The sequence below is a fragment of the Rhodobacter sp. 24-YEA-8 genome (assembly GCF_900105075.1).
Taxonomy (GTDB): domain Bacteria; phylum Pseudomonadota; class Alphaproteobacteria; order Rhodobacterales; family Rhodobacteraceae; genus Pseudogemmobacter.
In genome coordinates this window covers 492,009-506,423 of the sequence record NZ_FNSK01000001.1, presented here as the reverse complement: position 1 = coordinate 506,423, position 14,415 = coordinate 492,009, and the positions used below count along the sequence as shown (strand labels likewise).

Genomic DNA, 14,415 nt, shown 5'->3' with positions numbered 1-14,415 from the left:
TTGGCCCGTTACTGCCTGAGAGGTCGCGCATGTCTGTTCCGAAACCCGTCGTTTTATGTATCCTCGACGGATGGGGGATCGGACCGGATCCGACAACCTCGGCCCCGGCCCAGGCCAATATCCCGACCTTCCGCAACCTGATGGCCACGCGGCCCAATTCCACCCTCGTGACCTTTGGTCCCGATGTCGGGCTGCCGACCGGGCAGATGGGAAATTCCGAGGTCGGCCATACCAATATCGGCGCGGGCCGCGTGGTGGCGATGGATCTGGGCCAGATCGACCTCGCGATCGAGACGGGCTCTTTCGGCGCGGAGCCGGCGCTCCGGCAGTTCATTGCGGCGCTTGAGGCCTCTGGCGGCACCGCGCATCTGGCAGGCCTTTGCTCGCCCGGCGGTGTCCATGCCCATCAGGCGCATCTGATCGAAGCCGCGAAGATCATCGCGGCCGAAGGCGTCAGGGTCGTGATCCATGCAATCACCGACGGGCGCGACGTGGCGCCCTCTTCCGCTGCGAGCCAGATTGCCGGGATCGAAGCCGCGCTGCCGCCTTCGGTGAAGATCGTCACCGTCACCGGCCGGTATTTCGCGATGGACCGCGACAATCGCTGGGAACGCATTGCCACCGCCTATGAGGCAATGGTGCATGGCAAAGGCGAGACGGCAGACAGTGCGGGTCAGGCGATTGCCCGGGCCTATGCTGCGGGCGTGACCGATGAATTCATCCCGGCGACGGTCCTGGGCGATTACCAGGGCATGAAAGACGGCGACGGGCTCTTTTTCCTGAACTTCCGGGCCGATCGCGCGCGAGAGATCCTCGCCGCCATTGGCCAGCCGGATTTCGACGGCTTTGACCCCGGCACCCGCCCGCATCTGGTCGCGCGCCTCGGCATGGTCGATTACTCCGAGGCCCATAACCACTATATGACCACGATGTTCCCCAAGCAGGATATCGTGAACACGCTGGGCGAATGGGTGGCGAAACAGGGCAAGACCCAGTTCCGCCTCGCGGAAACCGAGAAATATCCGCATGTGACCTTCTTCCTCAATGGGGGCCGTGAAGAGCCGTTCCCCGGTGAAGATCGCTTCATGCCGCAATCGCCGAAAGTGGCGACCTATGACCTGCAACCCGAGATGTCGGCGCCGGAAGTGACTGCGAAATTCGTCGAAGCCATTGAAAAAGGCTATGACCTGATCGTGGTGAATTACGCCAATCCCGATATGGTCGGCCATACCGGCAAGATCGGGGCCGCCATAAAGGCCTGCGAGGCGGTGGATCAGGGTCTGACGGCTGCGCTTGCCGCATTGGAAAAAGCCGGTGGCGCCATGGTGATCTGTGCCGATCACGGCAATTGCGATGTGATGACCGATCCGGTCACGCATCAGCCCCATACTGCCCATACGCTGAACCCGGTGCCGGTGATCCTGGTTGGCGGGCCGACCGGCATTCAGGGCGGCGCGCATCTGCGCAGCGGTGGCCGGCTTGCCGATCTGGCACCGACGCTGCTGGATCTAATGGGGCTGGACAAACCAGCCGAGATGACCGGCGAAAGCCTGATCCTGCGATGATATCCGCGCACGGCTCTTTTCTCTGCGGCGGTCTCGCGCTCGCGCTGATGCTGGCGCCCGCGATGACCTGCGCGCAGGAGGCAGAGCCGGACGAGATTTCAGCCGCGCTGCCGGTGGCAGAGCCAGCAGTGACGACCGATGCCGGGTTGACGGTTTCCGACCAGGCGGCGCGTGCCTCTGGTCAGCTGCGTGACGCTGTGGCGGCAATGGAGGCAGCGACCACGGGCCGCGCCCAGGTGGCCGCGCTGACCCAGACCGTGCGCGCCTATGAGGAAGGCCTCGCCGCGCTGCGCGAAGCCCTGCGCCAGGCAGAACTACGCGAGGAAGTGCTGAAACTCCGCTTTAATGCCAAGCGCGACCGCGTGGGGCAGCTGGTCTCGGCGCTGGCGCAGATGGAACAGAACCGCGGGCCCTTATTGCTGATCCATCCGGCAGGGCCGCTTGGCACTGCCCGCTCGGGCATGCTGGTGGCCGAAGTCACGCCGCTGATCCAGGCCGAGGCCGATCAGCTGCGACGCGAACTTCAGGAACTGGCCGATCTCAGGGCGCTGCAGGTCTCGGCCGGACAGCATCTGACCGACGGGCTCGCCTCGGCCCAGGCGGCACGTACCGCGCTGTCAAAGGCAATCTCGGCGCGCACCGATCTGCCCAAACGCTTCACCGATGATCCGGTGATCCTGCGCGCCTTGCTGGAAAGCGCCGATACGCTGGACAGCTTCGCCGCCGGGCTGATCGAGACCTCGACCGATGGCGCGGCACCGCGCCCCTTTGTCACCGCGATGGGTGTATTGCCTTTGCCGGTGGTGGGGAGCCTGATCCGGCGCCCCGATGAAGCCGATGGCGCCGGCGTGCGCCGCCCCGGTATGACGCTTGCCACCCGCGACCGCGCTCTGGTCACCGCCCCCTGGCCCGGCACCATCCGCTATCTCGGGCCACTGCTCGACTACGGAAATGTGATCATCCTCGAGCTCGGTGACGGCTATCTTCTGGTTCTGGGCGGGCTCGGGACGGTTTATGGCGAAGTGGGCGAAGTTGTCGCAACCGGCGCGCCGCTTGGGCTGATGGGCGGCAGTGACGGCAGCGGATCCGTGCCGGTCCCCACCGAACAGGCGCCGCTTGCACCGGGCGGATCGAAAAGCGGGGCTGGTGCAGAAGCCACGGAAACGCTTTACTTGGAATTGAGAATGGGGGCCACTGCGGTCGATCCGACCGAATGGTTCGCCGCCACTGCCTCGACAGGAGACTGAGGTCCTTATGAAGAAACTCGTGCTTGCCGCCGTGGGCGGTGCCGTCGCCGGTGTGGTCCTGACCTCGCAAGTCGGTCCCCTGATCGCCGAGCAGGCCTCCCGTGACAGTTCGGTCTATGAGCAACTCGATCTGTTCGGCACCATTTTCGACCGTGTGCGCGCGCAATATGTCGAACCGGTTGATACCGAGAAACTGGTCGAGGCCGCGATCAACGGCATGCTGACCTCGCTTGACCCGCATTCGTCCTATCTTTCCGCGAAAGATTTCGAAGATATGCGCGTCCAGACCAAGGGCGAATTCGGCGGGCTTGGGATCGAGGTCACCCAGGAAGAGGGCTTCATCAAGGTGATCTCGCCGATGGATGGCACCCCCGCCGACAAGGCTGGCATCCAGGCGGGCGATTACATCACCCATGTGAACGGGGAATCGATCCTCGGGCTCAACCTGAACCAGGCGGTGGATCTGATGCGCGGGCCGGTTGGCTCCGAGATCATCATCACCGTCGTGCGGGTCGGGACTGATCAGCCCTTCGACGTCTCGGTCATCCGCGATACGATCAAGGTTGACGCGGTCAAGGGCCGCACCGTCGGCAAGGCGGTGGTCCTGCGCGTGACCACCTTCAACGACCAGACCACCAGCGATCTGAAAACCGCACTTGAAAAAGGCATTGCAGAGCTTGGCGGCGTTGAGAATATCGACGGCGTGGTCCTTGATCTGAGGAACAATCCGGGCGGGCTTCTGAACGAGGCGATCACCGTCTCGGATACTTTCCTGAATTCGGGCGAAATCGTCTCGACCCGTGGCCGCACCCCCGAAGACGGCGAGCGTTTCAACGCCAAAGCCGGCGATCTGGCTGAAGGCAAACCGATGGTCGTGCTGATCAATGGCGGCTCGGCCTCGGCCTCCGAGATCGTGGCCGGCGCGTTGCAGGATCACCGCCGCGCGGTGGTGGTCGGCACCAAGAGCTTCGGCAAGGGCTCGGTCCAGTCGCTGATCCCGCTGCGCGACGAAGGCGCGATGCGGCTGACGACGGCGCGCTATTACACGCCCTCGGGCCGTTCGATCCAGGCGCTCGGCATTTCGCCCGATATCGTGGTGCAGCAGCCGGCGCGCCCCAATCCGGCGACCGACACCCCCGCGGCTGAGCCCAAAACGGCAATCCAGCCCCGGACCGAAGCCGGGCTGCGCGGTGCGATCACCAATGATTCGATGACCGAGGATGAGAAAAAGCTCTATCTCGAAGAGCAGGAACATGCGGAAGAGACCGCCAAACTGCGCGATGAGGATTATCAGCTCGCCTATGCGGTGGATATTCTGAAGGGGCTGAACACCCTCCGGGAAGAGTGACTGTGATGGTGAAGGCGGCGGATCTGCCCTACCGGCCCTGCGTCGGGATCGTGCTGGTGAACTCTGAAGGCCTGATCTTTGCAGGGCAGCGTATCGACGGGGGGCGGGCCACCAGCCCCCCCGACCGGCTGGCCTGGCAGATGCCCCAGGGCGGGATTGACGAGGGCGAGACGCCAAAGGCCGCGGCGCTGCGCGAGCTGTGGGAAGAGACCGGCGTGACCGCCGATCTCGTCGAAAAGATCGCGAAGACGGATGACTGGCTGACCTATGACCTGCCGGAAGAGCTGATCGGCAAAGTCTGGGGGGGTAAGTATCGCGGCCAGCGCCAGAAATGGTTCCTGCTGCGCTATCTCGGCAGCGATGATCAGATCGGCATCGCCACCACCCACCCGGAATTCTCGTCCTGGTGCTGGATCCGGGCCGATGACCTTGTCTCGGCCATCGTGCCGTTCAAACGCGCGGTCTATGAGCAGGTGGTGGCGGCGTTCCGGCCGCATCTGGCCTGATCTCGGGGCGCGCAGCCGGGTAAGGGGGCCCTGCCCCCTCGCCGCTTTGCGGCTTACCCCCGGGATATTTAAGGACAGATGAAAGCAGCAAAGGTTTTTCATCTGTCTCTAAATATCCCCGCCGGAGGCATTGCCGTCGTCAGACGGCAAAGAAATTCTTCAGATTTCCACCACCGTGACGCCGGGCCGCAGGCGCATGACATCTGCCGGGCGGCAAAGCTGGGTCGCATCAGTGGAGACCGCAGCGGCGGCGGCAGCGGCAGCAAGAGCGAGTGCCTCATCATCGCTTTGCCCCCTCGCGAGCGAGAGGACGAGGCCCGCGACGAAACTGTCCCCTGCCCCGACCGCCGATCTCACTTTAACCTTAGGGGCATTGGCGAAGAGGCGGCGTTCAGCGGTGGCGAGGATGTTGCCTTCGGCACCGCGCGCGACCACCACCTTTTGCGCCACGCCGCGCCGGACGAGGTCTTGCGCGAAATCAGCCGTCGCCTCGCGGTTTTCCAGGGCATGGCCGGTCAGGCTTTCGGCCTCTTCGGCATCCATCCGCAGGACTTCGAGCCCCGGGATTGGTGCCCGCACCGCCTCGGTCAGGGGTTTTCCGGATGTATCCAGCACCACGCGGCAGCCCGGCATCGCAGCTGCCAGTTGGGCCGGGAAGTCCGCCGGAACACCGGGCGGCTGGCTGCCGGAGATGACCGAATAGCCACCGGGGCGCGAGGTTGCACGCAGGAGTGTGAAGACCCGGTTGCGCTCGGCCTCGCCCCAAAGGGGTCCGGGCAGCATGAAGCGAAACTGCTGGCCGCTGATCTCTTCGGTGACGGTCAGGGATTGCCGCGTCTCGCCCGGGCCGGGCAGCGTCAGGAAGGTCACCCCTGCCTCGCGGATGAGACCCGAAAGCCGGTCACCGGTCAGCCCGCCGATCGCCACCAGAGCCAGACTGTCGCCGCCAAGCGCGAGAATCGCCCGGCTGACATTCAGCCCGCCGCCGCCGGGATCAAGCATCGGCTCGGAGCAGCGCAGCTTGCAGCCCGGAAGCATCTCGGCCACATCTGTTGCCATATCCAGCGCCGGATTGAGGGTCAGGGTCAGGATCGGGGCCTGGTCGCTCATCGCCGATATTCCTTGTTTTGGTCTGCTGCTGCGGCGCCACGGCTACTGTTTGCGCTACCACCTGTCTGAAGGCAAGAGAATCGCGCATCGGCGAACTCTGTCTGCGGGCTACGGAAATTTACACTGAATTGCCGGTTTCAGCCGCACAGAGCAAATAAACATCATGTTCTCTGGCCCTTGCGACATTTGCGGGCAGTGTCACCGCCCTCGGCACCTGGGGGGCGCGCCAGATGGGAGAGAAATCGCGCGAAACTGGGTTTGTGAACCTGTCACTTGTTGACCGTCAGGAATATCTATTTATTATCGAGAATAATAGCGCGTCAGCCGAGCTGTCGCGCCCGCCGCCCGGGTGCATAGCCCGGTGAGACGGGCCTGCCGGGGCCGGACGCGTTAAGGGAATCTGGTGCCATCCGAGACAAGGATGCATCAGCGGGAAAAGTGCCAACGGGAGAGAGCCACAATGGCGTTCAAGTCTGATATCGAGATTGCACGGGAAGCGAAGAAAAAGCCGATCATGGAGATCGGCTCGAAACTGGGCATTCCGTCGGAGCATCTGCTGCCCTACGGCCATGACAAGGCCAAGGTCGGCCAGGAGTTCATCCGTTCGCTGGAAGGCAAGGCCGATGGCAAGCTGATCCTCGTGACCGCGATCAACCCGACGCCGGCAGGCGAAGGCAAGACCACCACCACCGTGGGTCTGGGTGATGGTCTGAACCGCATCGGCAAAAAAGCGGTGATCTGTATCCGCGAGGCCTCGCTCGGCCCGAATTTCGGCATGAAGGGTGGCGCGGCCGGTGGCGGCATGGCCCAGGTCGTGCCGATGGAGGAAATGAACCTCCATTTCACCGGTGACTTCCACGCGATCACCGCAGCACATAACCTGCTGTCCTGCATGATCGACAACCATATCTACTGGGGCAATGAGCTCGACATCGACGAGCGCCGCATCGCCTGGCGCCGCGTGATGGACATGAACGACCGTGCGCTGCGCGATGCGGTCATCTCGCTCGGTGGCGTGGCAAACGGCTTCCCGCGTCAGACCGGGTTCGACATCACCGTGGCCTCGGAAGTCATGGCGATCCTCTGCCTGTCGAAAGACCTCGAAGACCTGCAAAAGCGCCTCGGTGACATCATCGTCGCCTATACCCGCGAGAAAAAGCCGGTCTATTGCCGCGACATCAAAGCAGATGGCGCGATGACCGTGCTCCTGAAAGACGCGATGCAGCCGAACCTGGTGCAGACGCTGGAAAACAACCCGGCCTTCGTCCATGGCGGCCCGTTTGCGAATATCGCGCATGGCTGTAACTCGGTCATCGCGACCCGCACCGCGCTCAAGCTGGGCGAATATGTCGTGACCGAGGCCGGCTTCGGGGCCGATCTGGGCGCCGAGAAATTCTTCGACATCAAATGCCGCAAGGCGGGGCTGAAACCGGCGGCGGCGGTGATCGTGGCCACGGTGCGCGCGATGAAGATGAATGGCGGCGTGGCGAAGGCCGATCTGGGCGCTGAAAACGTTGATGCGGTGAAAAAGGGCTGTCCGAACCTCGGTCGTCACATCGCCAATGTCAAAGGTTTCGGCGTGCCGGTGGTGGTTGCCATCAACCACTTCTATTCGGACACCGATGCCGAGGTCGAAGCGGTGAAAGCCTATGTCGCGGAACAGGGCGCTGAAGCGATCCTGTGCAAGCACTGGGCCCAGGGTTCTGCCGGGATCGAGGATCTGGCGAAGAAAGTCGTCGAGCTGGCCGAGGGCGGCAAATCCAGCTTCGCACCGCTCTATCCGGACGAAATGGGGCTTTTCGCCAAGATCGAGACCATCGCCAAGCGCATCTATCACGCGGGCGAAGTCATTGCCGACAAGTCGGTGCGCGATCAGCTGAAGGCCTGGGAAGCTGCCGGTTACGGCAATCTGCCGGTCTGCATGGCGAAAACCCAGTACAGCTTCTCGACCGATCCCAACCTGCGCGGCGCGCCCGAGGGCCATACGATCCCGGTCCGCGAAGTGCGTCTTTCGGCCGGTGCCGGTTTCGTCGTGGCGATCTGCGGTGAGATCATGACCATGCCGGGCCTGCCGCGCGTGCCGGCAGCTGAGACCATCCGTCTGAATGAAGCGGGCCAGGTCGAAGGCCTGTTCTGATCACGGCTCTGTTCTGAGCTTTCGCTCAGTATGATACCGGGATGGGGGGCTTTGCGCCCCCCATCCGCCCACAGAGTATTTACGTCAAGAGGAAGAGGGCTTTTCGCTAAGGGCCTGCTGGCATAAGTCAGGGGCGATGTTTGCGGAGGGCATGAGATGCAAAAGCCGGAAGACTGCTCGACCATGGCGGAAATTCGTGCCGGGATTGATGCGCTGGATCAGGACCTGGTCCGGCTGTTCGCTCTGAGGGCGCAGTTTATCGACAGGGCGGCGTCGATCAAGGCCGGGGTGGATCTGCCAGCACGGATCCCCTCCCGGGTTGAGGAAGTGGTGGCCAATGTCCGCGCCCATGCCGCGCGTGAAGGCCTGCCCCCCGACCTGGTGGAGAAGCTTTGGCGGCGGCTGATCGACTGGTCGATCGCGCGTGAGGAAAGCCACCTGGGGCCGGACAGCCTCAGGGACAGGAACGGATAAACCTGCCCGCTCAGACAGGGCCAGGCGTCACACAGGAAGGATTATCGGATGGCGGCGAAGGTGATCGACGGCAAGGCTTTTGCCGAAAAGGTGCGCGAGCAGGTGGCGGCGCATGTCGCCCGGCTGAAGGCGGAAAAGGGCCTGGTGCCCGGCCTCGCCGTGGTGCTGGTTGGCGAAGATCCGGCCTCGGCGGTTTATGTGAAAAACAAGGGCATCCAGACCAAGGCCTCGGGGATGAATTCCTTCGAGCACAAGCTGGAGGCCGATACGTCAGAGGCCGATCTTCTGGCTTTGATTGACAGGCTGAATGCTGACCCGGCGGTGCATGGCATCCTCGTGCAGCTGCCGCTGCCCGGCCATCTGAATTCCGAGCTGGTGATCAACCGGATCGATCCGGCGAAGGATGTAGACGGATTCCATATCTCGAATGTGGGTCTTCTGGGCACCGGGCAGAAGTCGATGGTGCCCTGCACGCCGCTGGGCTGCCTGATGATGCTGCGCGATCACCATGGCAAGCTTGCAGGGCTGAATGCGGTTGTGGTCGGACGCTCGAATATCGTCGGCAAGCCGATGGCGCAGCTTCTGCTGGGCGACAGCTGCACCGTGACCATCGCGCATAGCCGCACCAAAGACCTCGCGGAAGTCTGCCGTGGCGCGGATATCCTCGTGGCCGCAGTCGGTCGCCCCGAGATGATCACCGGCGACATGGTGCGCCCCGGCGCGACCGTGATCGATGTCGGCATCAACCGGATCGAGCGCGACGGCAAGGCAAAGCTTGTCGGCGATGTGCATTATGAAAGCGCCGCCGCAGTGGCCGGTGCGATCACCCCGGTGCCGGGTGGCGTTGGCCCGATGACGATTGCCTGCCTGCTGGCAAATACGCTGACGGCAGCCTGCCGCGCCAATAACCTCCCTGAGCCCGAAGGTCTGACCGCGTGACTGTAAGCGACCACCGTTTCATCGACGGCAAGGCGGTGCAACAGCGCCTCCTTGCCGAGGTTCGGGCCAAAGTGCAGGAGGCTTCGGCCACCCGCCCCATCGGGCGGCTGGTCTCGGTCTCGATTGGCCCCTCGCCCGAGGTGGCGGTCTATGTGCGCAACCAGGCGCGGGGCGCTGCGGCAGCGGGGATTCCGTTCGACCAGCAGCTCTGGCCTGCCGAGATCACCCAGGAAGAGGCCAAGCGCCTGATCGTCGAGATGAATGACCGAGACGATGTGCTGGGGATCATCCTGCAGCGTCCGGTGCCGGCACATATCAATGTGCGCTCGCTGCAATCGGCGATCCATCCGCTGAAGGATGTCGAGGGGATGAACCCCGCCTCGATCGGCAATATCGTCTATAATGACGTGGCGATGGCGCCCTGCACCGCCGCCGCCGCGGTTGAACTGCTTCGTGAAACCGGCCTCGAGATGAAGGGGCTGGAGGTCGTGATGATCGGCCATTCCGAGATCGTCGGCAAACCGGCAGCGTTTCTTCTGATGGCCGAGGGTGCGACGGTGACAATCTGCCACCATATGACGCGCAACCTTGCCATGCATTCGCGCCGCGCTGATGCGGTGGTCGTTGCCGTTGGCAAGGCGCATCTGATCGGGCCGGATATGATCAAGCCCGGTGCGGCCGTCATTGATATCGGCATCAACCAGGTGACCGATCCCGATGGCACTGTGCGGATCGTCGGCGATGTCGACACCGACCGCGTCAAAGAGGTCGCAGGCTGGATCACACCGGTTCCGGGCGGTGTCGGCCCGGTCACTGTGGCGATCCTGATGCGCAATGCGGTGACCGCACATCAACGCCAGATCGCGGCGGGCTGGCTGCAAAGCTGAGCCCCCCGCCCCTTCGGTCGCTTTATCAGTAAAAGAGCCTGTGGTTTCCGTTGACTTGCGCTTGCCCGGGCCTAGAATATTCCTCAGCGTAAACTTATTTTCTGCATACGCCAATGGCGTGATGGAGGATGCGATGCTCGACCAGGCTTATCCCGATGTGATCCCGGGCCCGCCCAGACCCAGCCAGATCATCCGCCCCGCCGGGCTGATGCTGCCCAAAGGCACCGAACGCTATTCGGTGCCCGGTGCCGGCGCGATGATGATCCGGATCGGCACCGGCGACCGGATCACGGTGGTCAATGACGAGGGCGGACAGCCCTGCGAGGTGCTGGCGGCAGGCCAGGACGGGCGGATCGATCCGGCCCTTCTGGGGCTTGGCGGCGACTGTGACGCAAGCGGGCTGAAAGCGCTGCTGGCCTCGGGCGAGCCGAGCCTTGCGCGGATGCGCCAGGGGCTTGAGCGTCTTGGCCTCGATCTGGCCGGGGCAAAGGCCAGCCGCTTTTTTGCCGCCGATACCCCCGCGCGCACCTCGGTCGATTTCACCGCCAGCCGCGAGGGCTTTCTGGTGGTGGCGGCGCCTGGCGGCGATATGGATCCCGATGGCCAGGACACCGCGACGCCGCTCACCGTCTTTGTCAAACGTGCGGCGGCGAATTTCGCGCTGAAATCCGAACTGCCCGACCCGCTGTCGGATCCGCTGCAAGAGATCCGTGTGCGCTCGGCCACGGCCGAGGCCTATGTGGTCAAGGCCGGCGAATATATCCAGATCCTTGATGTCGATGGCCGCCAATGCACCGATTTCCAGTGCTTTGACGCCCGTAAGCTGGATCGCGGTATCGAACATGCGCTGGACGTCACCGCGACCCGCTCGGTCATGGGCCATGCCTATCCGATGCCGGGCCTGCACGCGAAATATTACGACCAGGACTTCACCCCGCTGGTCGAGGTGATCCAGGACACCTGCGGGCGTCATGACGCCTTCTCGCTGGCCTGCTATGCCAAATATTACGACGATATCGGCTATCCGGGCCATGTGAACTGTACCGAGAATTTCAATGCGGTCCTCGCACCGCATGGTATCGGTGCACGCGGCGGCTGGATGGCTGCGAACTTCTTCTTCAACACCGGCGTCGATGATCATGGTGTCATGTATGCCGATGAACCCTGGTCGCGCCCGGGTGATTATGTCCTCCTGCGCGCCCTGACCGACATCGTCTGCGTCAATTCGGCCTGCCCCGATGACACCACGGCCGCCAATGGCTGGAACCCGACCGACATTCATGTCCGCACCTATGCGGCCACGCAGAAATTCAGCCGCGCCGTCGCTTTCCGCGCGACCCCAGATTCGGAGCCGAAGATGACCAGGGAAACCGGGTTCCACGACCGCCTGTCCAAACTCACCCGCAATTTTGTGGAATATAAAGGGTTCTGGCTGGTGAATTCCTTCGCCGAGGCCGGCCCGACCGAGGAATACCTCGCCGCGCGCCAGAAATCGGTGATCATGGACCTTTCCGCGCTGCGGAAATACGAGATCACCGGGCCGGACTCTGAGGCGCTGATGCAATATACGCTGACGCGCGATGTGAAAAAGCTGACCACCGGCCAGATCGTCTATTCGGCGATGTGCTATCCGCATGGCGGCATGATCGACGACGGCACCATCTTCAAACTTGGCGATAACAACTTCCGCTGGGTCTGTGGGGACGAATATTCTGGCACCTGGCTGCGCGAACAGGCCGAGAAGCTGGGCCTGAAAGTGCTGATCCGCGATTCCACCGATCAGCTGCATAACCTCGCCGTACAGGGGCCGGAAAGCCGCGACCTGCTCGACAAGGTGATCTGGACGCCGCCGCATCAGCCGAAGATCCAGGAGCTGGCCTGGTTCCGCTTTACCGTCGGCCGGATCGGTCATGACCAGGGCATCCCGGTCGTCATCTCGCGCACCGGCTATACGGGCGAGCTGGGCTATGAGGTCTGGTGCCACCCGAAACATGCGGGCGAAGTCTTTGACGCCATTTGGGAAAAAGGCCCTGAACACGGGCTGCGCCCGATGGGTCTGCTGGCGCTGGACATGCTCCGGATCGAAGCCGGGCTGATCTTTGCGAATTACGACTTCACCGATCAGACCGACCCGTTCGAAGCCGGCATCGGCTTTACCGTGCCGCTGAAAGGCAAGACGGACGATTTCATCGGGCGTGATGCGCTGGTCCGGCGCAAGGAGAACCCGATGCATAAGTTTGTCGGGCTCGACATCGATTCGAATGTCTCGGTCGGGCATGGCGATTGCATCCATATCGGTCGGGCGCAGATCGGGGTGGTCACCTCGTCGATGCGTTCGCCGCTCCTGAAGAAGAATATCGCGCTGGCCCGCGTTGATATCTCGCATTCGGAACCGGGGACCGAGGTTGAGGTCGGCAAGCTTGACGGGCAGCAAAAGCGCCTGCCTGCGAAGATCGTGACGCTGTCGCATTACGATCCGAAAAAGACCCGCCCCCAGTCGTGAGGCCGCAACCGAAATGACCAGCATCCTCGACCAGATCGGCGGAGAGGAGGCGCTCAGGCGCCTCGTCAACCGCTTCTATGATCTGGTCGAGACCGATCCGCGCGGCCGACAGATCCTGCATCTGCATTTCCGCGGCCACGGGCTGAGCCATGTTCGGGAAGAACAGTTCAATTTTCTCTCGGGCTTCCTGGGCGGCCGTCGCTATTACCTTGAAAAACATGGGAATATGGACGTGAAGACGATGCACGCCCATATCCCGATCCGGGCAGGCGACGCGGATGACTGGCTGGCGCTGATGGATCAGGCGATCCTGGATTGCGGGCTCAGCGGCCCGCATGTCGACAGGATGCGCGCGACCTTCACCCGGGTCGCGCATGTGCTGGTCAATGACCTTCCCGCCTCGGGAATTCCCGCCTGAGGCTCAGCCGATCAGCAGGATCTGCACATCGGCCACATTGGTGCCACTGGCGCCGGTGATCAGAAGATCACCCGACGCGGCCAGCGCCTTATTGGAATCATTATTCGCAAGCAAAGGCCCGGGATCGACGCTTTCGCGCATCCGCGCAGCCGAGCCCGCATCGACCAGCCCGCCCGCCGCATCGGTTGGCCCGTCGCGCCCGTCAGTGCCGCCTGACAGAAAGACCCAGGGCCGGCTGATCCGCGTGGCCCCAAGCGCCACACGAAGCGCAAGCTCTTGATTTCGACCGCCTTTACCGTCTCCACGCAGCGTCACTGTGGTCTCGCCACCCCAGATCAGGCAATCCCCGGGCGCGGCCTGTTCCGCCGCCGCGAGGATCGTCTCTGCCGCAGCCCCCACATCACCGACCAGCGGCTGATCAATAATCACCACCGGGTGGCCTGCGCCGTCACGGATCGCTTCCAGGCTTTGCCGGTTCGACCCGATCAGCCGGTTCAGCGCAGCTGCGGGTGGCGGTGTTTCGTCTGCCGCAGCACTCAGATGCGCCCGGACTGACTCGGGCAAGGCATCCCAAAGCCCTGCCTTGCGCAGGATGTCACCCGCCGCCGCCCGTCCGCCGAGCGGGGCCACCGTCGGCCCGCTCGCGATCGTGCGCAGATCATCGCCGATCACATCGGAAAGGATCCAGGCCGAAACCGGGGCCGGGGCCGCCAGCCGCAGCATTCCGCCGCCTTTCAGCTGCGACAGGTTCTGCCGGATCAGGTTCATCTGGGTGATCTCGAGCCCGCCCGCCAGCAAAAGCCGGTTCACTTCGGCCTTGTCCGCAAGGCTGACGCCCTCGACCGGCGCGGGCAACAGCGCCGAGCCACCGCCCGAAATCAGTGCGATCACCCGGTCATCCGCCCCTGCCCCTTGCAGTGCCGCTATCACGGCCTGACCGGCGCGCAGCCCATTCTCATCAGGCACCGGATGACCCGAGGCAAAAACCTGCACGCGCCCGAACCCATCGGGCAAGGACGCGGCATTCTCATAATTCGTCACCAGAATGACCTCGGCCTCGGGCGACAGATGCCGCAGCGCTTCGGCCACCATCGGCACCGCCGCCTTACCGACGGCGATGACGATCTGGCGCCCGGGCGCCAGAGGAAAGGGCGCAGTCTCCAGCGCGCGCCGGAGCGCCAGTGCCGGATCCGCCGCCTGAACCGCACGCGCGAACATCGCCCGCGCTTCTTCGCGCAGCCCCGAAATCTCAGCCCGGGCCGCGCCCTCTCCCATGGTCAT

General features: G+C 63.6%; 12 protein-coding genes. 10 read left to right on the top strand and 2 right to left on the bottom strand.

Annotated elements, in window-relative coordinates; genetic code table 11:
• Window positions 1-29: 29 nt before the first annotated feature.
• From gpmI to BLW25_RS02460, 4 genes are read left to right on the top strand one after another with little or no spacing between them, the layout of a single operon-like run.
• Window positions 30-1,565 (top strand): 2,3-bisphosphoglycerate-independent phosphoglycerate mutase, encoded by a 1,536-nt coding sequence (gpmI, locus tag BLW25_RS02475; protein WP_092896024.1) that lies wholly within the window; start codon window positions 30-32, stop codon window positions 1,563-1,565.
• The gene (locus tag BLW25_RS02470) at window positions 1,562-2,812 is read left to right on the top strand and encodes a murein hydrolase activator EnvC family protein (protein WP_253188177.1); all 1,251 of its coding nucleotides are present in this window, start codon (window positions 1,562-1,564) and stop codon (window positions 2,810-2,812) included. Before gpmI ends, BLW25_RS02470 begins: the two co-directional genes overlap by 4 nt.
• A 7-nt stretch (window positions 2,813-2,819) precedes the next feature.
• Window positions 2,820-4,160 (top strand): S41 family peptidase, encoded by a 1,341-nt coding sequence (locus tag BLW25_RS02465; RefSeq protein WP_092896022.1) that lies wholly within the window; start codon window positions 2,820-2,822, stop codon window positions 4,158-4,160.
• A 5-nt stretch (window positions 4,161-4,165) separates the two neighbouring features.
• Window positions 4,166-4,666, top strand: coding sequence for an RNA pyrophosphohydrolase (locus BLW25_RS02460; protein WP_092896020.1), 501 nt, complete (start codon window positions 4,166-4,168; stop codon window positions 4,664-4,666).
• 159 nt (window positions 4,667-4,825) lie between these two features.
• On the opposite strand, the gene BLW25_RS02455 is transcribed toward BLW25_RS02460, so the two are convergent.
• On the bottom strand, window positions 4,826-5,776 hold the full coding sequence (locus BLW25_RS02455; RefSeq protein WP_092896018.1) for a 1-phosphofructokinase family hexose kinase: 951 nt from the start codon (window positions 5,774-5,776) through the stop codon (window positions 4,826-4,828).
• A gap of 460 nt (window positions 5,777-6,236) precedes the next feature.
• Between BLW25_RS02455 and BLW25_RS02450 the strand changes: the two genes are divergently transcribed.
• The 6 genes from BLW25_RS02450 (at window position 6,237) to BLW25_RS02425 (ending at window position 13,134) form a co-directional block, all read left to right on the top strand.
• On the top strand, window positions 6,237-7,913 hold the full coding sequence (locus BLW25_RS02450; RefSeq protein ID WP_092896016.1) for a formate--tetrahydrofolate ligase: 1,677 nt from the start codon (window positions 6,237-6,239) through the stop codon (window positions 7,911-7,913).
• Between the two features lie 156 nt (window positions 7,914-8,069).
• Complete coding sequence (locus tag BLW25_RS02445) at window positions 8,070-8,387, top strand: chorismate mutase (RefSeq protein ID WP_092896014.1); 318 nt, start codon at window positions 8,070-8,072, stop codon at window positions 8,385-8,387.
• 48 nt (window positions 8,388-8,435) lie between these two features.
• A complete protein-coding gene (gene folD, locus BLW25_RS02440; protein WP_092896012.1) occupies window positions 8,436-9,326 on the top strand; it encodes a bifunctional methylenetetrahydrofolate dehydrogenase/methenyltetrahydrofolate cyclohydrolase FolD in 891 nt (296 codons plus the stop codon).
• A complete protein-coding gene (locus tag BLW25_RS02435; RefSeq protein ID WP_092896010.1) occupies window positions 9,323-10,213 on the top strand; it encodes a bifunctional 5,10-methylenetetrahydrofolate dehydrogenase/5,10-methenyltetrahydrofolate cyclohydrolase in 891 nt (296 codons plus the stop codon). Before folD ends, BLW25_RS02435 begins: the two co-directional genes overlap by 4 nt.
• A gap of 133 nt (window positions 10,214-10,346) precedes the next feature.
• Entirely contained in the window at window positions 10,347-12,716 is a 2,370-nt protein-coding gene (locus BLW25_RS02430; protein WP_092901369.1) for a trimethylamine N-oxide demethylase, read from the top strand.
• Window positions 12,717-12,729: 13 nt separating this feature from the next.
• Window positions 12,730-13,134: a group II truncated hemoglobin gene (locus BLW25_RS02425; protein ID WP_092896008.1), complete on the top strand. Its 405-nt coding sequence runs from the start codon at window positions 12,730-12,732 to the stop codon at window positions 13,132-13,134.
• A 3-nt stretch (window positions 13,135-13,137) separates the two neighbouring features.
• Here the strand turns inward: BLW25_RS02425 and BLW25_RS02420 are convergent, their stop codons facing one another.
• Window positions 13,138-14,415 (bottom strand): glycerate kinase type-2 family protein, encoded by a 1,278-nt coding sequence (locus BLW25_RS02420; RefSeq protein ID WP_253188176.1) that lies wholly within the window; start codon window positions 14,413-14,415, stop codon window positions 13,138-13,140.

Coding starts and splice junctions, on each gene's coding strand:
- gpmI (WP_092896024.1), top strand. CDS start 30: ATGTCTGTTCCGAAACCCGTCGTTTTATGTATCCTCGACGGATGGGGG.
- BLW25_RS02445 (WP_092896014.1), top strand. CDS start 8,070: ATGCAAAAGCCGGAAGACTGCTCGACCATGGCGGAAATTCGTGCCGGG.
- BLW25_RS02470 (WP_253188177.1), top strand. CDS start 1,562: ATGATATCCGCGCACGGCTCTTTTCTCTGCGGCGGTCTCGCGCTCGCG.
- BLW25_RS02450 (WP_092896016.1), top strand. CDS start 6,237: ATGGCGTTCAAGTCTGATATCGAGATTGCACGGGAAGCGAAGAAAAAG.
- BLW25_RS02420 (WP_253188176.1), bottom strand. CDS start 14,415: ATGACCATGGGAGAGGGCGCGGCCCGGGCTGAGATTTCGGGGCTGCGC.
- BLW25_RS02425 (WP_092896008.1), top strand. CDS start 12,730: ATGACCAGCATCCTCGACCAGATCGGCGGAGAGGAGGCGCTCAGGCGC.
- BLW25_RS02455 (WP_092896018.1), bottom strand. CDS start 5,776: ATGAGCGACCAGGCCCCGATCCTGACCCTGACCCTCAATCCGGCGCTG.
- folD (WP_092896012.1), top strand. CDS start 8,436: ATGGCGGCGAAGGTGATCGACGGCAAGGCTTTTGCCGAAAAGGTGCGC.
- BLW25_RS02430 (WP_092901369.1), top strand. CDS start 10,347: ATGCTCGACCAGGCTTATCCCGATGTGATCCCGGGCCCGCCCAGACCC.
- BLW25_RS02465 (WP_092896022.1), top strand. CDS start 2,820: ATGAAGAAACTCGTGCTTGCCGCCGTGGGCGGTGCCGTCGCCGGTGTG.
- BLW25_RS02460 (WP_092896020.1), top strand. CDS start 4,166: ATGGTGAAGGCGGCGGATCTGCCCTACCGGCCCTGCGTCGGGATCGTG.